Source organism: Oceanobacillus aidingensis (genome assembly GCF_042654105.1).
Taxonomy (GTDB): Bacteria; Bacillota; Bacilli; order Bacillales; family Amphibacillaceae; genus Oceanobacillus; species Oceanobacillus oncorhynchi.
In genome coordinates this window covers 136156-161815 of record NZ_JBHSFT010000049.1, presented here as the reverse complement: position 1 = coordinate 161815, position 25660 = coordinate 136156, and the positions used below count along the sequence as shown (strand labels likewise).

Genomic DNA, 25660 nt, shown 5'->3' with positions numbered 1-25660 from the left:
CCATAATTGTTCAACTATTACGCTGCGCTGTCTTGCTTATTTTTTAACATACGGGCTGTAATCATCTCTGTTACAACTCCTCTAATCAACATAACGACAATTCCGACCAACAGAAATCTTAAAGCTAACGGCCCTAATGATAAACCCAGTTCTGTAATTCCAGCTGCTACTCCCATATATACAAATAATTCTGCCGGGTTTGCATGTGGGAAAAGCCCGGTTATTGGATGGACAAATGAAACAGCTGAATCATAGAAAGCTGGTTTCTGTCTCTCCGGTAAAAAACGTCCAAATGTATAGCACATTGGATTAGTAAGGAAAAAAACGGCTAAAAACGGAAAAACAGTATATCGTAAAACAAAATATTTTGTACACTTTTGTGCAAAACTATTTACTCTGTCTTCCCCAATAAATTTGATTAAAGCATTTACTGCTGTAATTAATACAACGAGCATTGGAATAATACCCGTTACTAGCCCCATGAAAGTTTCTCCGCCTTCTTCAAACATTCCAATAAATCCTTCTGCAATACTGATTAAGAAATCCATGCTGCTTTCTCCCCTTTCTTCTCAAACTCTTTTTCAATCATTTTGACTGCTCCTTGAACGGCATTTTTCTCTTTAGCATCGAGAATCTCCATATTTTCAACTTCAAATAAATCCTTGCCGATTAATTCTTTTCTATCTTTAAAGCGAGCAAAAACGGTAATCCCTTTCATTATTTTTGCTTCAACTACCTGCAAATTTTCATCAGATACTAATAAAACCAACGCCCCTGTTCCAAACCTTTTTTTAAAATAACCTGTTCCTAAAAAACCTGACTTTCGATTGGTAAAGCTCTTTATGTTTGAACGATAATGCTTTACTTGCAGTTGTGTCATTAGAAACTGTACTCCCCACACAAAGGCAAAAATTAAAATGAAAGTTCCCCACATAACTTATCCCCCTCTTATATTTACAAATGTAATATTAATTTACGTTTGTAAATAGAATAATAAAACGCTTTCAAAACTTTGTCAACATTTATTTGTATTTTTTTAAAAGTTTCTCTGCGGTATCACTATCAATAACTAATGTAGTGATAAAGTTATTTTCAAGTGCGACATGCAACGGGAATAATTTGTAATCTCCTCTTACAATTGTAATTACTTCTGAAATATTTTTAATATCTTCCAACTTAACTCCTACTGTGCGATTATTTAATGGGTGGTCAACGAGTTCACCATCTTTATTAAAGAAATTTGAATTGATATCACCAATGGCCCCAGCATTCAAAAGACTTTGCTGATCTTCTTCCAATAAATACCCCATTTCTGTCATCGTGTTTTGTATTCCTGGATTCCCAATACCTACGATCGCTATATCAACTTGTTTTCCTTTAGTAAGAACTTCTTTCACATCTTTAGAACGTACAATATGATTCCTTAACTCTTCACTTTCGACAACTGCTGGAGCATACAGATAGGAAGAAGTTGAATTTAACTTCTGAGCAAGCTCAAAAAGCAGTGAATTGGTATGGTAACCAATATAGTTCTGTCCAATACCGCCAATCAGCGGAATAAGATGAACGGGTTTATTTGCTTGATATTGAAAAGCTTCGACAACTGCATATACAGAAGTTCCCCATGAAATACCAATTGTATTTATTTGATCCAGTTTTTTTTCAATATATCTCGCTGTCACTACCCCAAGTTTGCGCATAATTAATTCTGGGCCGCTATGTGCGGATTCAATCACAATTGCTTCTTTCAAATTATATTTTTGCTCCAGTTCTCTCTCTAGTTGAACCGTATGTACAGTACTATCCTTCAAGTATATTTCAACTATTTGTTTTTCTTTTGCCTGCTTCAGAAGTTTAGAGACAATTGGCCTGGATTTGTTAATTTTTTTTGCAATTTCCGTTTGTGTCCAACCTTCTAAATAATACAGTTTGACTACTTTTGTCATTAATCTTCTTTCTTCAATATTCATAATTTCAACCCCCTTACAAATGTAACACGATTATATCATATTTCTTCAGATTTTATGCAAACGCATTCAAATTTGAAGAAATTTCACTGTGCTGAAATTTTGCGGACACTTATTCTTTACAAAGAAGCAAAACACCATTTTGCAGCTCTTTATCCTTGGTGTATTGATGTATAACTACAGCTATTTTCCAATTGTGTGAATCATCTCGCCATTATAAACAAACATGAATAAAGGTTTTTAACCATCTAGATTATTGACTTGTTACTCCCCAAATTATATACTCATTATAAAATTACAAAATTTTCGTTTTTGAACATTTGTAAAATATAGGAGGATTCGACATGTCTCATAATCATTCTTTTTCTACACTTCATCGTGACAGCACCCTTCACCAATTAGAAGAACAACAATTCGATTTATTGATTATTGGCGGAGGAATCACAGGAAGCGGAATTGCCCTAGATGCTATCACAAGAGGACTAAAAGTAGCTTTAATAGAACGTTATGACTTCGCATCAGGAACAAGCAGCCGCTCAGGAAAATTAATCCATGGAGGTTTAAAATATTTACAGAACTTTGATTTTCCTGTTGTAAAAGAAACTGGATCAGAACGCGATATTGTTTATAATAATGCCCTTCATCTCGTTTACCCGATTACTATGAATTTTCCTTTGATAAAAAAAGAGTCTTATAATTTAGTAACTTTAAAAGCCGGACTCACCCTTTATGACAAACTTGCCGGTGTAAAAAAAGAGGAACGCCATAGCCTATACGGAAAAAAGAAAACGCTTCAAAACGAACCCCTTTTTAACAAAAAGATCGTTCAAGGAAGCGGATGTTATATTGAATATAGAACAGACGACAGCCGTTTAGCACTGGAAGTAGCAAAAACAGCACAAGAAAAAGGCGCTGTAATTTTAAATTATGCCGAAATGACCGAATTCCTAAAAGATGAAAATAACATGGTTAAAGGAATCGTAGGAAGAGACCACTGTGCTAACCAGACATTCACTGTTTATGCTAAACACATTGTAAATGCTGCTGGCCCCTGGGTTGATGAAGTTCGTAAGAAGGATGAGAAAATAACCGGGAAGCATATGGTTCTTGCGAAAGGAATTCATATTGTATTTCCTTATGATAAATTACCAGTGAAATCCTCTGTTTATTTTCAACATAACGGAAGAATGATAGCCGTTATTCCAGTAGGAAACCGTACGTATGTCGGTTCAACAGAATCACTGTACAATAAAGATATGGATGATATACATGTGCATCTTAGCGAAGTTCAATATTTATTAGGCTGCTTAAAGGATATGTTTCCAAATGTAAAATTACAGGTTCAGGATATATCATCCAGTTGGGCAGGAATTCGGCCGCTTATTGGCGAGAGCGGAAAAAAACCTTCCGAATTATCTCGTCATGATGAAATTTTCGAATCAAATTCTGGTGTTGTTACCATTGCTGGCGGAAAATTGACTGGTTATCGTAAAATGGCAGATCGCATTCTAACTTATATCGATAAAAAACACAAATTAAATCTTCCTACAACTAAAACAGCAAATTTAAAACTATCCGGATCACAATTTAACAATATTAAAGAACTTTATGAGTATGCGGATCGGATTCATGGACGATATAGTCATTTAGAAATTTCACAGCAGAACATCACTAACTATGTATTGCGTTATGGATCAAACACTGAAAAATTACTGCAGACAATAGATAGCTATAACGGGCAGCAACTAAAACACGTACACAGGAACATTTTAGGAGAACTTCGTTATACAATCGAGCATGAAATGGTTTCAACATTAACTGATTTCTATGATCGTCGTACAAGCTATTTATTATTTGATTTAGAGCTTGTTAAAGAAACATTAGAAATAGTTACTAAAGAGATTGCTGATATTCTTCAGTGGAACGACGCCGTTAAAGAACAAGAAATCCGTCAAATGCAATACCAAATCAAAAAAGCACTCCATTTCAAAGAAGATTAGGGGGAATCAAATATGATGCAGGCAGTCGCATTAACTGGTAAAGAAAAGCTCGAATATCAGGAAAAGGAGATTCCTGATATCGATGACCATGAAATATTATTAAAGGTTCATGCCACTGGAGTTTGCGGGTCCGATTTACGAATCTTCCAAAACGGGGACAGCCGGGTAAGTTTTCCTAGAATTATCGGACATGAAATAGCAGGAGAAATCATCCAAAAAGGAAAATATGTTTCATCATTTCAATTAGGAGACCGCGTCACACTTTGGGCACATCTCCCTTGTGGCGAATGCTACTATTGCCAAAAAAATGACAGCCACTTTTGTGTAAAAGGAGAATCTATTGGCTACCAAATCGATGGCGGCTTTGCTCAATATATGGTGCTGCCGCGAAACTTTATTGAATATGGATCTATCCAGCGCATTGCAGATACTACATCATATGAATTAGCGAGCCTTTCTGAACCATTCGCCTGTGTGCTTAGCGGGCTGACTGAAGTAAAGATCAATGCCGGTGATGCAGTCGTTGTCTATGGAGCAGGCGCAATTGGGTGTATGTATATTGCTGCAGCTAAAAAAATGGGCGCCGGGAAAGTTATTGCTGTACAGCGTTCCAAAGCAAGGCAAGAGCTTGCTAAGCAAATCGGCGCTGATATAGTTATCGACCCAACTAAGGATAATACATTGCAAACCATTCTTGATGCATCAGGTGGATTAGGTGCTGATGTTGCCATTGTAACTGCTCCCTCTGCTTATGTTCAAAATGAGGCTTTGGAAATTGTACGAAAAAAAGGAAGAGTATTATATTTCTCAGGAAATAAGAAGGTTACTGAAACTTCAATTAATACAAATCATTTTATCTATAAACAATTAACTGTTGTTGGTACACACGGAGCTCCGCGTGATTTACATGTAGAAGCAGTGAAATGGATTGATGAAGAACTAATTGATTTCACTCCATTTGTCACAGATATATTCTCTTTGCAGAATACAAAAAAAGCGTTTCAAACCGCTCTTGATAAAAACGGTTTGAAATGCGTAGTAACCCCTTGGAAATAATAAAAATTTTAAACGACCCAATTATCTATTTCTGATAATTGGGTCGTTTCTTATATATAGCTTTCAACCAATTCCTGTGCCGTTCGATCATCAATAATTAATACGTCTAAATATTTACCTTGTAATGCCGATTCTAGACTTTCTAATTTATATGAACCTTCCACTATCCCAATAACTTCGGGTATCTGTTTAATTTCATTTAAGTCTAAACCGATAACACGATCGTTTAAGGGATGATTTAATTCTTTTCCAATCGCATCATAAAATCTTGAACTGATATCTCCTACCGCTCCCGCTTTACGTAAAGATGCGAGGTCTTTTTGGTTTAGATATCCTATTTTTTCCATTGTTGAGCTTTTAAACGGATTCCCAAGACCAACAACCGCCATATCAACATTCCTTGCTTGCTCTAAAACATGAGAAATATCCTTTGACTCAACTAACCTTTCTTTTAAATCAATAGATTCTACCATCGCTGGAGCATATAAATAAGAGCAGCTTGAATTCATTTTTTGTGATAGATGGAAAACTAATTGGTTGGAATGTAAATGAACATACTCGCTTCCCATTCCTCCAATAATTGGAACAATATGTGTGTCCTTTTTATATTTATAAGGGTACTCTTCTACGAAAGATAATAGCGTTGTTCCCCAAGAAAGCCCTAAGCTTTTTACATCCGTTAAGTGATTCGCTATATAAGAAGCAGCTGATTTTCCCAGCTGGCGTTTTATCATCTCAGGAGCAAAGCCCGCTGTGGATACCACAATAACTTCTTTCAAATCAAATTTTTTCATAATAGCGTTTTCCAACTCCACGCTATGTAACGTTTCATCTTTAATATAAATTTCTACAATACCCTCTTTTTTGGCATTATTTAACAATTTTGAGATGATAGGACGTGAAACATTTTGCTTTTTTGCAATTTTTGCTTGTGTCCATCCTTCATAGTAATATAATTGCGCAATTTTAACCATTAAACGCCGTTCTTCCCAACTTAGCATAACATCCGCTCTCTTCACAGTTTATAAATACTAATTATTAAACTTCCTTTATTCTTTATATTAATCATAGAATCTATACAGTATAAAGTCAAATATGCCTAATGCTTTCCTAATTTAAGGTTTAGATAATCGAGTAGAGGGAAAAGCTAAATAGCTTTCCGCCCCTCTCACACCACCGTACGTACGGGTCCGTATACGGCGGTTCAATAGTTTAAGTGTACGAACTGGTATTGAAGAGCGATATCTTTATATCCTCTCGATGCCAGTTCTTTATCTGTCAATGAACGATGGAGTACATAGCTACTCGATATGACCCAGTAACCTTTTCTTGTATTCGACCATTCATAAGCTTTCTGTTTATCGATACCTAAGTAAATTAGATTTTTCCTTTTTGTACGTGGATTCTTCCACTGTTTCCAAATGTACTGTCTAATTCTACGCTTGAGCCACCCATTCAGATTCTTCATAAATCCTTTCATTTCTCCTATGCCATAGTAGTTTATCCACCCTGTCATAAGTTGCCGGATTTCTTTTAGAATTCTATCGATACTTCTTCCACGATTGCGTTTCGTGATTCGTTTGAGTTTCTGTTTAACGGTCACTTTTGCTTTATAATGCGGACGAATCTGAACACCTTTCTTTGTAACGAGGAGACAGAACCCTAGAAACTTTCGTTTCAAGGGGCTTCCTACTGCGCTCTTTTCCCGATTCACCGTAAGACTTAAATCCTTCTCCAGGAATTTCATCACACTCTTCATTACGCGCTGTCCTGCTCTTTTACTTTTCACGTAAATGTTACAGTCGTCTGCGTAACGCACGAATCGGTGTCCCCGTTTTTCCAGTAATTGGTCTAACTCGTTTAAGTAAATATTACTGAGTAACGGAGACAGGTTTCCCCCTTGAGGCGTTCCTTCCTCTGATTTTTCAAAGGTGCCGTCAATCATGATTCCACTTAACAAATTGTCTTATCAAGCGTAGTACTCGTTTATCCGTTATCCGTTTTTCCACAAAGTACATTAGTTTATCATGGTTTACTGTATCAAAGTAGGCTTTCATGTCCAAGTCCACCACATATTTGTACCCTTGTTCGTAGTACGATTTTGCCCGTATGATGGCTTGATGTGCACTACGTTTTGGACGAAACCCAAAACTATTATCGGAGAACGTTGGTTCAAATATGGGTTGTAATACTTGATTTATTGCTTGTTGAAGCATTCGGTCAACAACGGCAGGAATCCCTAGTTTTCTTTTTCCACCATCTTGTTTATCTATTTCAACCCGCAATACGGGTTGAGGTTTATACTTCCCAAGATGCAGCTGCGTTAATAATTCTTCCCTGTGTTCCCTCAAGTATGGAAGCAGCTGGTCGTATGTCATACCATCCATTCCAGCTGCTCCTTTATTTCTGACCACTTGAAGGTAAGCTTGATTCAGATTATCCCTTGACAGGATTCTTTCAAACAGATTGGATACACCATTTTGATTGTTCTTCTCACCGTGAAAGGCACTATGCACTTCGACATACCTTTCATGTTCCACACTATCTCTCTGTCGATAGCCAGATTCTCCTGTTTTCTGCAGTTCTCGCACCTTTCACACCTCCTAGACTTTTCAAAATTACTATTGTTCGGTCCTTCATGTTTTGGTCCTTTCACACTACTACGACCTCTGCTGACTTCTTGTGATTCACCAAGATGTCACCACCTTGGTTGTGTCGGCTCATTATCATTCAACTCACACGTCACCCTCACAAGACCTCCCCCGGTAAGAACGAAAACTTTCCTCCCACGTAACTGCTAGATTTACTGTATAGGTTAAGGGCAGTATTGGACTTTGTCTTGTAAAGCAGACTCATCCGACCTGATTACAGTTCCTACTGCCAAGCCTGTAGTGGTCTTTCACCACCAAGTTTTCGCCCATGCAGGGCACACTTTGAAAAGCGCTATAAACCCAAAAATAGGTTTATAGCGCTCCCTTGGAAGTTTCAAGAAAAATCCTTCTGTTCTTTCAACAACACGGAAATACCTTCTGCTCCATCTTCTACTTTCCAATTAGGGGAAAGAATCTGCTTTAACTCACTCAGAGCTGGTTCATCCAAATTCAAATCAATTACCCCTGCTTGCTGTTTTTGATAATCCTTTCCAGCCTCTTTCCCAAATTTCAAACTCAATAATCTCTCCAAACCGCCAACCGTTACAAATTTAACAGCATAACCATCATGAATTACTTTTTCAAAAGCTGCTAAATCCTTTTCCGCTAATGCAATCAGCTGTTCAAAATCAAATTTTTCATTTATTTGCTTCCACCCTGATACATCTTTAGCTTTTACACCTACTATTATTTCTTCATTTGTTATTCCGTTTACGCGCATTGTTTCAATCATATACGCTTCCATTAAAGATATCTTTGGCCGAGTCATGCTTAAATTCCTTTCTGCTGAAACTTTCCTGCATTTTTTTATTCTACAATAAATAATGATTAATGATTGCTGCAAATGCTTTTTCCGTATTCACCAATGCCCGTTCATCAATATCAAATCGAGGATGATGATGCGGGTAATGTGTGGCTACATCTTCGTTTCTAGAACCAACCCGAAAATAGGTCCCCGGCTTTGCTTCTAAAAAGTAGGAGAAGTCCTCTGCCCCCATAGCCGGAGAAAATTCTACTACATTCTCATGCTCAAAAGCTTTCTTGAATAAATCTCTGGCAAGGTCTGTTTCTTCTAGATGGTTGAATAATGCAGGATAACCTCTTAAGTAGTCCAGTTCATAAGCCGCATGAAATGCACTGGTGATTCCATCTAATATCGAACGAATTTCCGTTTCTACTTTATCACGTACTTCTGGATCGAAGCTGCGCACCGTTCCCTCAATACGTGCTGTATCAGGAATGACATTAAATGCGTTCCCTGCCTGAAAAACACCAATTGTCACCACAGCTGATTTTAACGGATCAATTTGCCGGCTGACTATTTTTTGCAAAGCCTCGACAATGCTCGTTCCGATTACCAGTGAATCCGTAGTATCATGCGGTCGGGCGCCATGACCGCCATGTCCTTTAATATCAATGGCAAACTTATCTACTGCCGCCATTTGATATCCCGCTCCTACACCAACTTTCCCGATTGGTATGTCTGATGCAAGATGAGCTCCAAATACATAATCTACATCATCTAAAATTCCTTCTTCTATCATGAACTTCGCTCCGCCAGGCGGTGTTTCTTCTGCTGGCTGGAATACAAAAACAATGCTTCCTTTCAGATTTTCCTTATATCGGCTTACTACTTTTGCCACGCCTAATAAAGCTGCTGTATGCCCATCATGACCACAAGCATGCATCACACCGGGATTGGTAGATTTATAAGCGGTTTCTTTTTCATCTTCAATCGGCAGCGCATCAAAATCTGCTCTTAAAGCAATCTTTTTGCCGGGCTGTTTTCCTTCTAAAATACTTATTAAGCCATGCCCTCCGATATTTTTTTGAACATCTAAACCAAAGCTTTTTAATTTTTCTTCTATGTATTTTGCTGTTTTCTCCTCTTTAAAGGATAATTCTGGATGCTGATGCATATATCTTCTCCAGCCTTTTACTTCTTCAAAGTTCGCATCAAATTCTTTAAATATGGAATGTATTATTTTATTATCTACTGTGCTCACTGTTTAATCCCCGCCCATCTCAATAGTATATATGACTTACCTAACACATGTTCAGAAATAAATTCTGAATTTTATATAAGTCTACCCATTCTATCCCGAGTTGTCAACTAGGGTTTGTGAGAACATATGAGCAGCAGCTTCCTCCTACGAAAGAGGCTGTTCCCCTCTCTATCGTGAATCTGCCTCATTTGGACACCATGATAAATAAAATTATTTTTTATACCAATCCGCCTTCTCCATATGAACAAAAGGAATATCTGTATCAATCGTTCCTGTAACTTCAGAAACAGGGAAATCATTCCCCTTCAGCCATGATGCAAAATCAAATTTCACCGGCTGCTGATCACCGCCAAGAGCAATCCATGCTTCTAATTTCGATGGAAAATACGCAGAAGTATGTATCGTTCCTGCCCACTGTCCGTATAATTTAGAAAACACACCATTCTCTGTTCCGTTTAACAGCTGAAAAGCTTCTTTCCCGCGAAGAGAATGAGGTGAGTTACTTTCCATAATTTCCAGACGCCTTATCGAATCCTTCAGATAATGACGATTTTCCTCCTTCATCAGTTGAAAATGATTCGTGCACGCCTCTCCTGTTCTTACCTCTACCTTTCTTGGAGAAGCTTCAACAATCGTTGATTCCGAATGGTCTTTATCAAATAGTACATAACTAAATGACCCTCGGTGCGGGATTTGTTTTAATAACGAAACAGCTTCTTCTATATTAGCGCATGTTTCTAAAATAATTCTTCCAATCATATGACAGACAAAGCCGTCCTTTGGGCGTTTGCGATGCATAAAGGTATATCCCATTGCTAAGCCTTTTTCATTCATTCCATCACAACGGCCGGTTACTTTCTGTGTAACTCCTATAACTGCGTATCCTTTATCCGTCGGCTGAAATACGGAATAGATGCCATCGTATGTTTTCGGATGATAATCATAATTTCTGATCATATAATCTGCTCCTGTTATAATGGAACATCCGGAACGGGTCAATTTTACCCGATACCCTCCAAATTCAAGCAGCACTCTTTCCTTTGACCATTCAAGCGCATCCGCAAAACCTGATAATTCCTCCCATATTGCCGGTGCTATTGCTTGAAAAATCTTTTTTGTTTCTTTGATATCAATAGAAAATAAAGGCGTTCTTACCTTCCATTGATTTTCACGATTCTTTACTAAGATATGATTTTTTAATAAAGTTCCTTGATGATAACCAAATTCATAATGTGTTCCCCGAAATTGAACAACACTTGATGATATTTTTTTCAAGTTAATTCCTCCTCCCGCAGCAGCTGCTCATAAACTGAAGCTATATTCAGTTAATTTTTTATCTTTTAAACAAAGATAAGCTGTGCTTACTCACTTCATTTAGACTGTGTCAGCACCATAAATCAAAAGACCTTTGGACCAAAACTGGACTTAAGCAGCATTATTTACATTAAAATAAATCCCCATTAGTCAATCGATAACTATTTATACGCTAAGTGTACAAAGAATAAGCCAGAAAGGAAATGATTCTGCTTAGTGTATCATCATCCAGATTAATTCTCTCCGATTAGGCAATGTTTCTGGCAGCTGAAAAGTCATCGATCCACTTAAAATCAATGATTTTATCTGTGTACTCTCTTGCGATTTCTTTCGTTTTGTCTGTTGAACCGGTATCGACAATGATGATTTCCTCGCAGAGGTTATTTACACTGTCCAGACATTGCCGCAGCACCTCTTCTTCATTTTTTACAATCATACAAAGGCTTACTTTTATCATATATATCTACACCACCAATACACAAGATATAATAATATATGTTGAGAAGCTGTTATCGGAAACGGAGAATAAAAAAATGGTTGTATAAACCTTTTTCAATTACATATTCATTTGAAAAGGATACCATGAAGACCCCATTGATTACTTACAGGGGATAAAATCAGATTAGCTTCATATATATATAATGAAACTTTATTCAGCGGGTGTTTTGCGTTTCCCCACTGAAGGATTAGTTGAGTGATTCAAGGAGACAGCGTCCGTTATCTCCCGCCTAAATAAATTTATTCTTACGCTTTATTTGGAAGCGGGAGTTTTACAGACGATTCTCCGTGATAAATAGAAATATCGTAAAAGAACGGGGGATTCCGATTGAAGGATATCACTGCGATTCTCATTCTTTATTCTGATGCAGCAGCAATTCATAAAGCATTAGTATCTTTAAAAAGGATTGAATCCAGATTACATTCTGTGATGGTTCTCCATGAACAGAACGTGTCTTTAGCAGGAATACTAGATTTCACTCCTATCAAGCAAATCCAATCGATTATATGCAAAGAGAATGATCCCGGGAAAACATTGAATGATGTGATTCAAAAAATCACCAATCCCTATGTATTATTTCTGTATGATACAGATTACCTTTCTCCAGCTATACAAGCTGATTCCCTTCATCTTTCCCAATCAGAGTCATTTTTAACAACTGGCTTTCGGAATCGAAACCGTGTGATTCATCGGCCATTACTAGTGTCTGCTCCTTTTCTTAAAAACCAGCCATTTCTATTAAACACCCAGCTGCCGTTTAAGGAGGCTCTCTTGCCAGCCTGGCTTACTGATAAATCAAGTTTAAAAAGACGCTATGAAGAAGGTCTGGTGCTGCAGTCAAGAAGAAGCAATTCAACCAGCACATTAGAAAAACAAAAATTCATAGAGAAGTACCAGCTGAATAAAATCCAAACAGCAAATCCAAGTCTATCTGTCATCCTTTCCAATTATAATATGGAAAATCATGCAGAAACTGCAGTTGTCTCCTGCCTGCTTCAAAATGAATTGCCGGAACAGATACTAATTATGGATGACGGCTCAACAGACAATTCCTATCACCGGCTCAAACGATGGCACGACGGACAGCTGGTGAAGCTTTTTGAAAAAAAGAACGAGGGAAAAGCTGTCGCTCTCAACCATTTATTACCTCACGTGACATCCGATTTCATCTTAGAACTTGATGCAGATGATTGGCTGGATCCGGACGCTGTTTCCAATATAAAAAAACGTCTGGCAAATCTCTCTGAAAATGTATCCGTATTATATGGAAATCTTCGAAAGTGGAAGCAGCTGGCGGGAGATATTCTTTTTAAAGGAACAGCAAAGGGAAGGCATATCCATGGAAGAGCTGACCTTCTTTCCTATCGATTTCCTCTCGGACCAAGGATATACCGCACTTCTGCTTTAAAAAGAATTGGAGGATTTCCTGTGATAACATTTAAAGAAGGAAAGCTTTTTGAGGATGTGAGCGTATTAAATCAATTGATTCAGAGCGACCGTTTTCAGTATCATGATTTTACAGTATATAATGTACGAGAGCATAAGGAAAGCATAACCAGAACCAGCCGTTCAGACTGGAATGAATTTTTGAGATTGCTGAAATAACAATGCCTTTAAAAATGCAGGTGCTTCTCTGAGCGCCTGCATTTTTAAAATATTCCTTACTAATCTATCCCTTCCTCCTTCAAAATCTCAGCTATTTTTTTCACATCCACCACGAGGTTTTTGATAACTTCATGCTCTGTGGAGACGGGGTTGGCATTCCTGCATTTCAAAAAATGATAATCCAAATCCAGGTATTGTCCAATTTTTATAAATTCGTCTGATGTAGCTGTAAATAATTGAATGATTTTTGTCCGCGGTTGACAAAACATGAGATTTGCAAGTCCGGCACCGTTTGGGCTTATAATTACGTCGGCCGAGGAAAAAAGAGCAATTTGCTCCTCTACCGTCAACGTACTCAATACAATTTTTTTAAATCCTTTTCTGGTCAAAAGCTCCAAAAGCTTTCCTTCATTGGCAACCTTTCTCCACGAAGCATCCTCCCGGCTGATATAGATTCGCTTTTCGGGATTTGCGGAGCGATAGGAATCCTTCTTCAATAATGCGCTCCGGAGGAATTCAATTGTCCATTTCACACAAGTTCCTGCATTGAATGGCACAGATGGCAAAATCAGCTGTTCTGCTTGCACATGCATTCCCGGTGTAAGCTGTAAGATTTTTTCCTCTGGGATGCCAAGCAGTTTAATCGTCTCCCGTTGAAACGGTAACGTCAGAGGAGGTAGAACATATTTATCTATCTTAAATCCGCTGAGCTGCAATAAATGATAGCGTCCCAGCGTATCATGCAGCCAATGCCAGTAATTGGCATGCCCGGCCCAAGCCAATACCCCCAGCGTTCCCTCATAAGGAGAAACCGAAGGAATGGATTTAACTGCAATTTTATCAAAATAATTCCAATATAAATGGAAAACCATATCGTGAAAATATGTGTGATTAGGCGCCAGTGCATAAACCATGCCCTCTCCTTTATCGCACATCCACACACTCCCGTTCTCTATCTTTGAAACATAGGCTTTCTCAAACCTATGTTTCTCTCCAAACGTTGGCGGCTTTACCCAGTCGACCCATTCCGGCGAATCTCCTTTTGGAAGCGTATATGTTACCGTTTCGTCTGTATAGAATTCCTTATAAACTTCATGTATATCTGCTTTTGGTGTTATTTTTTCCAGCCAATCCTTTGTATGAATAGATAAATCTACCATATATACATCCCCTCTTTTTCAATTAACAATCTTGCCTATGCCCTATTTTTTCACATTTCGCAGCGTACTCCATAATATGTAGAAAAGTATTTAAAAGTGTTGAACAATCGTCCAGCTATCACCAATTGGACCATTGCGCGGGTAATAGAAACAGGAGGAATATAAACATGATTAACGTAACCGTAACCGGTGCAGGAGGATTTATTGGCAAGAATCTGGTTGATAGATTACAGAGGGTAAAAGGTGTTTCTCTCAGGCAATATCATCACGGGGACGACCTGTCACTGCTGCACGAGTATTTAAACGAATCGGATATTATCTATCATTTGGCAGGAGTGAACAGGCCCCCAAACAGCGATGCGTTTGCTAGTGTTAATAGAGGACTTACAGAATCCATTGTCAACTATTTAAAAAAACATCATAAAACACCGAAAATCTTTTTTACCTCATCCATTCAAGCAGAAGGGAATACACCTTATGGTTTGAGTAAAAAAGCTGCAGAAGAAGTGCTTCAAAATTATCATATAGAGACTGGTGCAGATGTGTGCATTTACCGTTTGCCAGGCGTCTTCGGCAAGTGGTGCAGGCCGCATTATAATTCGGTAGTCGCTACCTTCTGCCATGAAATTTCCCATGATAAAGAGATTGAAATCCATGACGCTGACAAAAAGATTGACCTCGTATATATTGATGATGTCATAGACAGTTTTATAGATTGTCTTGATCAGAAAAAGCCGGAAAAGAAGTTATATTATGATATCGATCAGACCTTCCAAACAACCGTAGGAGAACTGGCCGAAAAGCTTTACCAAATAAAGAATGTACGAGAATCGCTGATTATCCCGGACCTGTCAGATCAATTTACGAAATACCTTTACACGACTTATCTGTCTTATTTAGAAGCGGATAACTTAGCCTATGCATTACCTGTCCATCGGGACGAACGAGGAAGCTTAGTTGAATTAATCAAATCAAACCAGGCCGGGCAGGTTTTTATATCCACATCACGTCAGGGTGTTGTAAGAGGAAACCATTATCACCATACAAAAGTAGAAAAATTTTGTGTTATTAAAGGAGCGGCACGCATTAAATTAAGGAAGATAGATTCGGATAAACAAATCACCTATCAGGTTACAGATCAAAATATCGAAATAGTAGACATCCCTCCAGGGTACACCCATTCCATTGAAAACATAACGGAGGAAGAAATAATTGTTTTGTTTTGGGCCAATGAAATATTTGATCCGGAGAACCCGGATACAATCTCATTAGATGTTCAGCCGAATAAAACGGATGAACAGAAAGGATGATAACCTCATGTCAACGAATCAAACATATATATGTCATAAAGACGATATTTGTCTTGTAGCCTATCCAAAGTCGGGAAATAACTTCTTATTATTTCTCGTCGCCACATTATTATATCGAAAAAAAATGGACTGGGCCACGAAAGGAGAGATGATTCAGAATGTAGCAAGCGAACCAATCGAAAATCTCCCTTCCCCGCATCTTGTATGGAGCCATGACAGTTATGACCCATCCTATCCTCAAGTAATTTACCTGGTAAGGGATCCAAGGGATGTTGTTATTTCCTATTATCATCATTTCCAGAAATATCATGGAGAAAGCCGTGACTTTGATGCTTTTTTTGCTGCTTTTATGAAGGGCGATATTGTGCCCGGAATGTGGGACACGCAGATAGAAAGCTGGCTCGATAATCAGGAGAAGGTCAAAAAAGGTTTTCTGCTTGTGAAATATGAAAATCTTCTTGCAGACGCGGCGAAAGAAGCAAAAAGAATAATAAACTTTTTACACTTAGACAGAACCGAACAAGAAATCAATGAAGCAGTCCATTGGGCTTCTTTCGATAATATGAAGGCATTGGAAGAAAAACAAAAAGAGCATATAAATGGTTCTTCGCAATTTACCAATCCTGCGCTGCCTTTTGTAAGAGAAGGCAAGGCAAATAAATGGAAATCGGTTTTAAGCCAAGAACAGCAGCAGCAAATCAATAAAGCTTTTTATAAGACCTTATCAAGACTAGGGTATAAATAACACGAAACTTCATCCAGTGGGAATTTTACGGTCGGTTCTCTATGATAAAACGCTAAATCAAGACGTCTTCTAAATCTAGAAGGCGTTTTTACTTCAGGAAGGGGTGATGAACCAATGCTAAATCTATTATTGATTGCGGCCGATACTTCTCGCTTTACGAATAATAATTATGCTGATTTGGAGCAGGAATTAGCAAAAGTGACAAATTTAATGGTGTATCGAAAATCTGGTCCGATAAAAAAAATATTGCGTAAAGTATCTGACAAACCGGATTTTATTTTAATTATAAATGATGTAGGGAAAACATTTGCCCCTGTTGTTACAGGCTTAGCCGATATCGACACGCCTGTAGGTCTGATGGTAAATGATGCGCATCGTTTTGTGGAACAAAGAAGAAGGTTTATAGCGCGTAATCAAATCAAGACATTCTTTGTCATATGCCGGCATAATTTTTACCAGCATTACCCTCACCAAAAACAGCATCAGGTATTTTTTCTCCCCCAATTCGTGAATACCTCCATCTTTAAAGACTATGGCAATGTGAAAACAATCGATTTGATGATGCTGGGTGAAATAGCCTTCCCGCAGATCTACCCGTTGAGAGATAAGATATTACAGCATTATCAAGACAGTTCTCATTTTCATCATCGTCCTCATCCCGGATGGCGAGATTTTACAAGCGAACAGGCGGAGCAATCATTAATTGGCGAAAATTATGCCAGAACCATCAATCAGGCGAAATTGTTTTTTGCCTGCGGCTCCGTACGTCAGGTTGTGACTTTTAAATATTTTGAGGTACCAGCGTGCCGCACCTTGTTAATGGCACCGGCCTTACCAGAGCTTGAGGAGATTGGCTTGATACCAGGAAAGCATTTTGTGGATATAAACGAGGAAAATTTTCCGGAAAAAGCAGCATACTATCTGCAACATCCGAAAGAACGGGAACAAATAACCGAAGCTGGCTGGCGCTTTGTTCAAAATCATCATTCAACTGCTCATCGGGCAAAACAATTATCCCGGCAGATAAGGAGCATATTATAAGGACTTACGTTAGCTTTTATTTTAAAAACCCATCAAAAAAATAGTGAGTCTTCCTTTACAGGAGAGCTCACTATTTTTCATTTTTTTCTGGGGGCTGTCCCAGGTCCATCCCTAAAATTAGTGTTTTTGAATATGTTCCATTCCTTTTGTACCTCTTTACAGATTGTTGTATTAAAAAAAAGCTTACACTGTAATAACATTTGCCTTGATAAGAATTTGTTCAATTTCACTGAATGACATTAATTCATCATCCGATTGGTATCGGGTGAAGCCAGCCTTTGGTAAGCCGTCATACCTTTTCTTCACCTCTTCGGAAGCATTGTCTGGCAAAATAACATAGTAATTTTCATCATATTTATAAGCATTCCGGGATTCCGAATTTGACACTAATACCTCATGAATTTTCTCACCTGGCCGAATGCCGATTTCCTTCATGTGAATTGCTTTCTCAGCAAAGTGTTTTTCCAGAACACCAATTAAATCGACAATCTCACATGCTTTCATTTTCATAACAAATATTTCCCCGCCAACGGCTTTTTCGGAAGCATATATCAGTAAATCAATGGCTTGCGAAACCGTCAGGAAAAAACGCGTCATTTCTCTGGATGTAAGCGGCACGGAATGATACTTGACAATCTGTTCTTTAAAAAACGGAATCGCACTGCCATTTGTCCCAATAACATTGCCTCCGCGGATACAGACAAAGCGCGTATGATTGCTTAATTGGTCAGCCTGAATGATTAATTTTTCCCCGATTGCTTTTGTCAGTCCATAAAAGTTAACTGGTTCCACTGCTTTATCTGTGGAAACGTCAATGACTTTCTTCACCTTTTGGTTTAAACTTGCTTTGATGATATTCTCCGTTCCGTTTACATTGGTTTTTAACGCTTCTAAAGGCTGTTCTTCACATATTGGTACATGCTTTAGTGCGGAAAGATGGAATAGATAGTCCACATTTTTTGCTGCTTCGTTTACCGCTTCAAAATCTCTTACATCTCCAATCACAAATTTTAAGCAAGGATTATCCAGGAATTCTCTTTTCATTTTCACCTGAGCAAATTCATTACGGGAAAAAATCCTTATTTCCTTCGGTTGAAAGGAAAGCAGCTTTTTGACTAGTTCATGTCCCCAGGAACCGGTTCCTCCGGTAATCAATATCGTTGTATTTTGAAACACATTTAAACACTCCTCCAGGAATAATGCCTATTATTTTTATCATCAGGATAATAGATATATTCGAACACCACTGATGATTTCGATGACAGGAATTTCCCTAAAACAGGTTTCAACGTTCGTTTATTCCCTGCTTAGTAACTGGCATCATTACATTCAAATAGGTTCTAAATCAATTTATGAAAAAACTAGTAGACTGTACATGATAGGCGTTTAAATAAAGATAAAAGAGGCAGCTGCTGCGGGTCCAAATTTGCTGTCTATATAATTAGAGCCTTTCATTAGATGATGACCATTTGCATATGACGAACCATCCTATTAAAATGCTGGAAGATTAGCGAGGTTAAGCAGCTAGATTAACAAGACTATTAGATTGTTTAGAAGACCGCTGATTTCCGGTGATATATCCAGCGTGATTTTTTATTTACATGAATCACTGATGAGGTATCCTTTCATTCTCAAATAGGAAATGATTGTCTGCACCGATTCCTCTACACTCTCTACATCCGTATTCACTGTAATTTCCGGCTTCCCCGGAGCTTCATAAGGTGCATCGATTCCAGTAAACCCTTTAAGCTTACCAGCGCGTACTTTTTTATAAAGTCCTTTGGGATCACGTGATTTACATGTTTCGATACTTGCATCTACAAATACCTCAATAAATTCCCCCTGTTCCATCAGGTTACGTACCTCATCACGATCTGCGCGATACGGTGAAATAAATGCTGTCAATACAAGCAATCCGGCATCTGCCATCAGCTTGGATACTTCCCCGATGCGGCGGATGTTTTCTTTACGGTCGTCCGGACCAAAGCCAAGGTCTTTATTCAACCCATGGCGAATGTTATCTCCGTCCAAACGATAAGTCCTGACGCCTAAGTGATGCAATTCTTTTTCCAGTTCAACTGAAATAGTCGATTTGCCGGAACCGGATAGCCCGGTGAACCATATGACAGCACTTTTATGGTTATTCAAATTTCTCCGATGTTCTTTTGTTACTTTCGAATGATGCCATTTTATATTTTCTGATTCGGGCATAAACAATTCCTCCTAAAACCATTGTTGATAAATAATCAAAACAGACGTCACCATGACGATTAGACTTAGCGGAAGTCCTGCTTTTACGTAATCTGTAAACGTATATCCGCCAGGGCCATATACAATCAGATTTGTCTGGTAACCGATTGGTGTAACAAAACTTGCCGAAGCGGCTATCGCAATAAGGACAGCTATTCCCATTGGATCGACTTGAAGTGTGTGTGCCATTTCCATTCCAATCGGAAGCATGATAACAGCCGCTGTGCTATTGCTTATCATTTCTGTGAACAAATTCGTCAAGAAATAGATCATAAACAATATAATCAGCAGCCCCAACGGCTTACCAATGTCCAACAAGACATCTGCGATCCATTCCGCCAGTCCTGTTTTTCTCATCGCTGCGCCAATCCCGAATGAACTGGCAATCAGCAATAAAACATTGAAGTGAACATATTTTTTAGCTTCTTGAGGTGTAATAATTTTCGCAGCCAAAAATACTAATACGGCTAATGCCATCGCTTTAAACATACTGAGCCATCCAAGAGTAGCTGCCCCAATCATCCCGAGCAGCATGAGAATGGAAAACCAGCTTTTTTTTGCACTCTGTTTCAGGACTGCGGGGGTATCCAATGAAGATACAACAAAAAAATCATTCGACCGCTGGTATTTCTCAACAAAATCTGTTCCGGTCAAAAGCAATAAGGAATCTCCGGGCTTCAAAACGATATCCCCAATTTTGCTCTTAATCCGTTCATTATTCCGGTGTACTGCAATGACCCCAGCATCATACCGTGAACGAAACTGGGACTGTTTAATGGACTTGGATAATAGGGATGACTGGTCGGAAACCACAGCATCCACTAAATTGATTGTTCCATCCTTCAAATCATCCAGATCAATATTCGTCCCTGTTTCCAGCTCCAACCCTTTTATCTTTTGCAGGTCGGCAATGGTGGAAATCAAGCCGGTAAAAATCAAGCGGTCCCCTACTTGAATAACCGTTGTGGATTTGACCGGTGAAATCCGTTCCTTCCCGCGGATAATCTCAATCAGATAAAGTCCTTTTAAATCTCGCAGGCCGACTTGCTCTACACGCTTGCCAGGCTGCCCGAAAGCTTCTGTTACTTTCATTTCCGCAATATATTCCTTCGGTTCTTCCTTCAGTCTCTGGCTGAAGCCTTTGTTATCCGGCAGCAATTTATATCCGATTGTAAATAAATAAATGAGCCCGACCAGCGTGACTGGAATACCAACGGCAGCTAAAGTGAATAACGAAAACCCCTCGAGCCCAAAATCTAGCAGCAGACCATGAATAACAAGATTGGTAGATGTTCCCATTAACGTTATCATCCCGCCCAGTATGGTGGCATATGACAATGGAATCAAAAACTTAGATGGAGCGATTCCGCGATCTTCACACCACTTTTTAATAATGGGGGTAAGAGTCACCACAATCGGTGTATTATTTAAAAAAGCCGAAAAGGCAGATGTCGGCACGAAAAATCGCATCATTGAACCTCTGCGACTGCGGCTGTTTTGCAGCCATTTTTCCATCATTTGATGGATTAAACCGGATTTCTGTATCACACCCGCAACAATGAATAATAACGCAATGGTCAGCATTCCTTCATTGGAAAAGCCGCTCAATGCTTCCTCAGCTGTCAATATGCCGGATAGCATCAATATAACCAGCACGGAAAAAATAACCATGTCTGGCCGGGCAACTTCGAAAACCATTGCAGCAAACATGGTCAGAAGTATAATCAGAACAAACATCATTTCCAATGTCATTGGGTATCAGACCCTCTTTTCATACATGTTCAAAAAGCGTATTTTTGAACATGATTTATTGTTTTCGCTCCATTCCTTTAATTAGTACATCGGCAACCTCCGGACGTGAAAACTCTTTTGGTGGACGTTTGCCATGACGGAGCATTTCGCGCACCTTTGTACCGCTTAAATGGACATGATTTTCCTTGCCGTGCGGGCATGTTTTTCCAGATGCCATATTTTCACAAACCTTACAGTAAAACGCATGCTCAAATGGAAAAATCTGAATACCGAGTTCTTCTTCATATTGTGCCATCAGCAGTTGCGCATCGTACGTTCCGTAGTAATCACCGACACCGGCATGGTCACGCCCTACAATGAAGTGCGTGCAGCCGTAATTTTTGCGGACAATGGCATGCAATATCGCTTCTTTCGGCCCTGCATAACGCATGGCGGCTGGATAGATAACAAGGCGTACACGATCTTTTACATAGTAATTTTTCAAAATCACTTCGTAGCTTTCCATCCGCACATCAGCCGGGATATCATCCGACTTGGTTTCGCCGACAAGCGGGTTCAACAGCAGTCCATCTACTGCTTCAAGAGCAGTCTTTTGAATATATTCATGGGCGCGGTGCACCGGATTACGTGTCTGGAATCCTACGATTGTTTTCCAGCCCAAATCTGCAAACATTTGCCGTGTTTCGGCCGGATCCATATAATACGCTGCAAACTGGCTGTGATCCGGACGCTGAAGCAGTGTGATCGGTCCGCTAAGATAAACTGCTCCTTTTTCATACACTTTCTTCACACCTGGATGTGCTGCATCCGTTGTCCCATAGATATGGAGTGCTTCCTTCTTTTTATCGTAGGCATACTTCTCCTCCAAGGTGATGGTCCCATAAATGATGCCATCCTTCCCTTTAAGAGCAATTTGTTCACCAATGTTAAAATGGCGAGCCTGCTCTTCTGTTGCCGGCAATGTAATCGGGATACTCCAGATTGTGCCGTCCGCAAGACGTGTATGCTCCACAACATTTTCATAATCAGCCTGCCCCATAAATCCGGTCAGCGGACTGAATCCCCCTGTTCCAATCAGTTCTATATCAGAAAGCACCCAGGAATTCACCGTTATGAATGGAAGCTTTTTCGCATTTACGGTTGCTTCCTCCCTTTTCTTTCCTGTTAACTCCCGGCAGACTAACCTTCCGCCATGTGGCTGGTTGACCATAAAAAAACCTCCGAATTTCAGTTTTATTAAAATAATATATTGAACAACAGTATAGGTTGAATTGACGCATGACATCATATCAAATAACAATTGATGCCAAATAAATTTTTCAGATATCATGGAGTAATGAAGCGGAATAGAATACCCCGGCTGTCAAGCAAGCCAGGGTATTTTTTATCCCTCTATACTCCTAAAATAGGAAGCTCATCAAACAAAAACTTTATTCAGTGGAAATTCCACCAATAATTCTTCGTGAAATAATCTTTTACGCCGCTACAAGAAAACGGACGAAGTTGATTGCATCTACTGAAATATATATTTTGACATTATCTCCATAACCGCTTGTCACATCGATAACCAGGGCTAAATCTGCAGTAACTGTGGAAAGAATACCTTCGATCAAATTATTATCCGTAGCTACTTCGACCCTTGATCCAATTCGATTTGCCAATTCAGCAGCAAACGTCGCTTGAAACATTTAAACTCCTCCTTTACGAATTACTGACAAATTCAATTTTTTCAATTCGGACCAGCGCCTGTGCACCAGAAGCTTCAATAATTACAACATAATCATCCTGAACGGAAAGCAGCGTTCCAGAGATTGTGTCAAAAGGAGTAGTGACCTGCACTTGTTCGTTTACTAAGCCCAGCAGAACTTCTCTGATGTTCGTCGGCGTGCTGGGCGGTGTCGGTTTTCCTCCTCCCCAGTTACCAAAACCCAAATTTAGATTATTATTAGAATCCAGACTAAATCCGGGCAGATTTAGAGAAAAGCTATTACTTAGTGTGCTGTCATTATTGCTATCATTGGCGCTATTGGCCGTAACTAAATTTTGTGATAACTGGTTTAACAAATTTACTAACCTTCTTTGCCGTTCTGTTAAATTAGCCAAGCTTGTTCATTCCTTTCCATGATGTTTTTGGGGGCGTCTTTTCAGTAATTAGAAAACCCACAACATAATTGAGAAATCAACTGCTCCTTGCTTACAGCTGATATCCCTCCTCATTTATTCCTTTTAGCGTCACCACCCAGACGGGCTGTCCTCACCATTTGGGTACTGCTTTGCAAGGAATTTGCTATTTGTGCGTCTACGCATGAAATCTCGACGTATTCCGAAGATTGAATGATTCCCCATTCTGCTGTAACTTTACTTGCCATGGTTAGACTGTATCCCCTCTTATGCAGCAGTTATACCAGAGTGTTTGTCCCAGTATTTAGAGTCGTTATTGCTATATATCAGAGCAACATTCTTTAAGCCTCTCCCCTTACTTAATAGGAAGCGGAATGGACTTTTTCAGAACAACGTCTGTTTCATGTTATAAATAACACTCCTTTCATTTAGATATAAAATAATTTATGTTCTTTTTAATCGGTTAGATTGTACACATTCATTAAAATATCGTTTTCTGTACACAAAGGGCTGGACGAAAATCATAAAACGAAACTGCATTCTATTTTCCATGATATTTTTATAAGCATAAGATTAGAGAAAAAGGAAATCATTAAAATGGGATACCTATCATTGAAGTGAGGTGATAGCAATGAAATTCAAAAAACTGACTATATGTATGATTACTTGCATCCTTTCTGCGGGAATGTTGTTTGGATGCGGTACTTCGCAAGATGAGCAGCAGCAAGACAAACCATTTGAACATCCTCAGCGGGACGATTGGGGCGGTAAAGGAAATCAATAATGAATATTCATGAAGCCTCATTTAAGGTTTGATGGCTTCATGAATTAGAAAGTAAGCTTATTTGAGCTCTTAACTAAACAGATTTCATGTCTCCCATTAATTTGAAGTGATTGTTCATAGACCTTGGAGATTACAGGACCTTGACCGTTTTAAAGGACTTGGAATTTGATTATGTTTTTCCATTTTTTCAAGAAAAAATTATCCGAAACCGCAATATCCTTTAAATTTATTTTTAATATCTTCCTTCTATATACACCACGCTTAGGAATTGGTGGATTCTCCCCCGTCTACATGAAGCACTTGACCAGTGACATGCCTGGAATCATCTGATGCCAGGTAAACAAAGGTCGGCGCTACTTCAAAAGGCTGAGCCATCCGGCCAAATAAATTCCCTCCAGTCAAGGCATTTTCATCTGCAGAAAAGCTTGCTGGAATTAGTGGTGTCCAAATTCGTCCCGGGGCAATCGCATTGACGCGAATCTGTCGTTTAGCAATGTTTTTGGCTAAAGAACGTGTCCATCCGACAATAGCTCCTTTGGTAGCCGCATAATCCATTAATAAAGGCTCTCCTGCATAAGTAACTACAGAGGACGTTCCGATAATGGAGCTGCCCGCTTTTAAATGAGGCAGTGCTGCTCTCGTAGTGTAAAAATGCGAGTAAATATTCAATTTGAAGGTTTGATCAAATTGTTCATCGGTAATTTCAGTCACATCATTTTGCTGAAATTGAATCCCGACATGGTTACATAGTACATCCAATTTATTAAAATGATTTATCGTTTCCATAACAATATGTTCACACTGCTTTTTTTCACGTAAATCTCCTGGTAATAATAAGCATTTCTGGTCAAGCTCCTCGATCCTTCTTTTGGTCCGGTTAGCATCCTCGTGCTCATTTAAATAGGCAATGGCAACGTCAGCGCCTTCTTTCGCAAAAGCAATTGCTGCCGCTGCGCCCATCCCGCTGTCTCCACCTGTTATCAGCGCAACCTTTCCTTTTAATTTCCCACTGCCCTTATAATTGGGATTCTCAATAATCGGTTTGGGCACCATTAATTTTTCAACGCCCGGCTGAACCAACTGTCTTTGCTCCGGTTGTGTAAGAGGCACCTCTTCGTATTGCGTAATTTTACCGTATATCGGGTAATACGGATAAGGATCTTCTATTTTATTTTCTTCAAACCATTGCTGGTATGCCCGAATTTGTTTTAGCGCTTCCTCTGATAAGGATAGATCCCGGTCATTATTTTTGTTTTTCATAACGATCTCTCCCTCCTTTTCATAGGCTATGATTAGGCGGCTACATATGTGAAGCAATACGGCATTTAGGCCCTTTCGTTTCCCATGCATATGTAAAACACGCCCCGTAAAACAACATAGAATTTTACAGAAGGAGGCA

24 protein-coding genes and 1 pseudogene are annotated in these 25660 nt (G+C 39.0%); 7 read left to right on the top strand and 18 right to left on the bottom strand.

Annotation, left to right across the window (positions count from 1 at the left end; translation table 11 throughout):
- Positions 1-17: 17 nt before the first annotated feature.
- The 3 genes from srlA to ACFO3P_RS20215 all read right to left on the bottom strand — a co-directional run bounded on the left by srlA (position 18) and on the right by ACFO3P_RS20215 (position 1970).
- On the bottom strand, positions 18-548 hold the full coding sequence (gene srlA / locus ACFO3P_RS20225; protein ID WP_042533638.1) for a PTS glucitol/sorbitol transporter subunit IIC: 531 nt from the start codon (positions 546-548) through the stop codon (positions 18-20).
- Positions 536-934, bottom strand: a complete 399-nt coding sequence (locus ACFO3P_RS20220; protein ID WP_052485050.1) for a transcriptional regulator GutM — start codon at positions 932-934, stop codon at positions 536-538. Before ACFO3P_RS20220 ends, srlA begins: the two co-directional genes overlap by 13 nt.
- An 88-nt stretch (positions 935-1022) precedes the next feature.
- Positions 1023-1970, bottom strand: coding sequence for a sugar-binding transcriptional regulator (locus ACFO3P_RS20215; RefSeq protein WP_052485049.1), 948 nt, complete (start codon positions 1968-1970; stop codon positions 1023-1025).
- Between the two features lie 341 nt (positions 1971-2311).
- On the opposite strand from ACFO3P_RS20215, the gene ACFO3P_RS20210 reads away from it, so the two are divergent.
- Both ACFO3P_RS20210 and ACFO3P_RS20205 read left to right on the top strand, forming a co-directional pair.
- On the top strand, positions 2312-3967 hold the full coding sequence (locus tag ACFO3P_RS20210; RefSeq protein WP_379542602.1) for a glycerol-3-phosphate dehydrogenase/oxidase: 1656 nt from the start codon (positions 2312-2314) through the stop codon (positions 3965-3967).
- A 12-nt stretch (positions 3968-3979) separates the two neighbouring features.
- Positions 3980-5023: an alcohol dehydrogenase catalytic domain-containing protein gene (locus tag ACFO3P_RS20205; RefSeq protein ID WP_212929111.1), complete on the top strand. Its 1044-nt coding sequence runs from the start codon at positions 3980-3982 to the stop codon at positions 5021-5023.
- 50 nt (positions 5024-5073) lie between these two features.
- Here ACFO3P_RS20205 and ACFO3P_RS20200 read toward each other — a convergent pair whose 3' ends face one another.
- From ACFO3P_RS20200 to ACFO3P_RS20175, 7 genes and pseudogenes are all read right to left on the bottom strand, one after another.
- Positions 5074-6024, bottom strand: a complete 951-nt coding sequence (locus ACFO3P_RS20200) for a sugar-binding transcriptional regulator (RefSeq protein WP_212929110.1) — start codon at positions 6022-6024, stop codon at positions 5074-5076.
- 203 nt (positions 6025-6227) lie between these two features.
- On the bottom strand, positions 6228-6968 hold the full coding sequence (locus tag ACFO3P_RS22885) for a reverse transcriptase domain-containing protein (RefSeq protein ID WP_289584617.1): 741 nt from the start codon (positions 6966-6968) through the stop codon (positions 6228-6230).
- Entirely contained in the window at positions 6961-7614 is a 654-nt protein-coding gene (locus tag ACFO3P_RS22880; protein WP_289584618.1) for a reverse transcriptase domain-containing protein, read from the bottom strand. The genes ACFO3P_RS22885 and ACFO3P_RS22880 overlap by 8 nt, the downstream gene beginning before the upstream one ends.
- A 394-nt stretch (positions 7615-8008) precedes the next feature.
- Positions 8009-8443 (bottom strand): hypothetical protein, encoded by a 435-nt coding sequence (locus ACFO3P_RS20190; RefSeq protein ID WP_289584619.1) that lies wholly within the window; start codon positions 8441-8443, stop codon positions 8009-8011.
- 43 nt (positions 8444-8486) lie between these two features.
- Positions 8487-9659 (bottom strand): M20 metallopeptidase family protein, encoded by a 1173-nt coding sequence (locus ACFO3P_RS20185; protein ID WP_379542614.1) that lies wholly within the window; start codon positions 9657-9659, stop codon positions 8487-8489.
- A 231-nt stretch (positions 9660-9890) separates the two neighbouring features.
- Positions 9891-10955: a C45 family autoproteolytic acyltransferase/hydolase gene (locus tag ACFO3P_RS20180; protein ID WP_256706170.1), complete on the bottom strand. Its 1065-nt coding sequence runs from the start codon at positions 10953-10955 to the stop codon at positions 9891-9893.
- 295 nt (positions 10956-11250) lie between these two features.
- Positions 11251-11451 (bottom strand): annotated as a pseudogene (locus ACFO3P_RS20175) (glycosyltransferase); the annotation flags it as partial.
- Positions 11452-11820: 369 nt separating this feature from the next.
- Here ACFO3P_RS20175 and ACFO3P_RS20170 point away from each other — a divergent pair.
- The gene (locus ACFO3P_RS20170; protein ID WP_193064065.1) at positions 11821-13098 is read left to right on the top strand and encodes a glycosyltransferase family 2 protein; all 1278 of its coding nucleotides are present in this window, start codon (positions 11821-11823) and stop codon (positions 13096-13098) included.
- A 59-nt stretch (positions 13099-13157) separates the two neighbouring features.
- On the opposite strand, the gene ACFO3P_RS20165 is transcribed toward ACFO3P_RS20170, so the two are convergent.
- Complete coding sequence (locus ACFO3P_RS20165; RefSeq protein WP_256706169.1) at positions 13158-14258, bottom strand: glycosyltransferase family 61 protein; 1101 nt, start codon at positions 14256-14258, stop codon at positions 13158-13160.
- A 167-nt stretch (positions 14259-14425) separates the two neighbouring features.
- Here ACFO3P_RS20165 and ACFO3P_RS20160 point away from each other — a divergent pair, with 167 nt between their 5' ends.
- The 3 genes from ACFO3P_RS20160 to ACFO3P_RS20150 all read left to right on the top strand — a co-directional run bounded on the left by ACFO3P_RS20160 (position 14426) and on the right by ACFO3P_RS20150 (position 17354).
- Positions 14426-15568 (top strand): polysaccharide biosynthesis C-terminal domain-containing protein, encoded by a 1143-nt coding sequence (locus ACFO3P_RS20160; RefSeq protein ID WP_256706167.1) that lies wholly within the window; start codon positions 14426-14428, stop codon positions 15566-15568.
- Positions 15569-15575: 7 nt separating this feature from the next.
- On the top strand, positions 15576-16313 hold the full coding sequence (locus ACFO3P_RS20155) for a sulfotransferase domain-containing protein (RefSeq protein WP_256706166.1): 738 nt from the start codon (positions 15576-15578) through the stop codon (positions 16311-16313).
- A gap of 114 nt (positions 16314-16427) precedes the next feature.
- Positions 16428-17354, top strand: coding sequence for a glycosyltransferase (locus tag ACFO3P_RS20150; protein WP_256706165.1), 927 nt, complete (start codon positions 16428-16430; stop codon positions 17352-17354).
- 183 nt (positions 17355-17537) lie between these two features.
- Here the strand turns inward: ACFO3P_RS20150 and ACFO3P_RS20145 are convergent, their stop codons facing one another.
- From ACFO3P_RS20145 to ACFO3P_RS20120, 6 genes are all read right to left on the bottom strand, one after another.
- A complete protein-coding gene (locus ACFO3P_RS20145) occupies positions 17538-18530 on the bottom strand; it encodes a polysaccharide biosynthesis protein (protein ID WP_193064070.1) in 993 nt (330 codons plus the stop codon).
- Positions 18531-18947: 417 nt separating this feature from the next.
- On the bottom strand, positions 18948-19565 hold the full coding sequence (gene cysC, locus ACFO3P_RS20140) for an adenylyl-sulfate kinase (RefSeq protein ID WP_193064071.1): 618 nt from the start codon (positions 19563-19565) through the stop codon (positions 18948-18950).
- Positions 19566-19577: 12 nt separating this feature from the next.
- A complete protein-coding gene (locus ACFO3P_RS20135; protein WP_193064072.1) occupies positions 19578-21356 on the bottom strand; it encodes an SLC13 family permease in 1779 nt (592 codons plus the stop codon).
- Between the two features lie 55 nt (positions 21357-21411).
- The gene (gene sat, locus ACFO3P_RS20130) at positions 21412-22566 is read right to left on the bottom strand and encodes a sulfate adenylyltransferase (protein WP_193064073.1); all 1155 of its coding nucleotides are present in this window, start codon (positions 22564-22566) and stop codon (positions 21412-21414) included.
- Positions 22567-22831: 265 nt separating this feature from the next.
- Positions 22832-23044, bottom strand: a complete 213-nt coding sequence (locus tag ACFO3P_RS20125) for a hypothetical protein (protein ID WP_193064074.1) — start codon at positions 23042-23044, stop codon at positions 22832-22834.
- A 13-nt stretch (positions 23045-23057) separates the two neighbouring features.
- Entirely contained in the window at positions 23058-23459 is a 402-nt protein-coding gene (locus ACFO3P_RS20120) for a DUF2642 domain-containing protein (RefSeq protein WP_193064075.1), read from the bottom strand.
- A gap of 649 nt (positions 23460-24108) precedes the next feature.
- Between ACFO3P_RS20120 and ACFO3P_RS20115 the strand changes: the two genes are divergently transcribed.
- Positions 24109-24261: a hypothetical protein gene (locus tag ACFO3P_RS20115; RefSeq protein ID WP_175297052.1), complete on the top strand. Its 153-nt coding sequence runs from the start codon at positions 24109-24111 to the stop codon at positions 24259-24261.
- A 261-nt stretch (positions 24262-24522) separates the two neighbouring features.
- Here ACFO3P_RS20115 and ACFO3P_RS20110 read toward each other — a convergent pair whose 3' ends face one another.
- On the bottom strand, positions 24523-25521 hold the full coding sequence (locus tag ACFO3P_RS20110) for an SDR family oxidoreductase (RefSeq protein ID WP_042533622.1): 999 nt from the start codon (positions 25519-25521) through the stop codon (positions 24523-24525).
- Positions 25522-25660 lie beyond the last annotated feature (139 nt).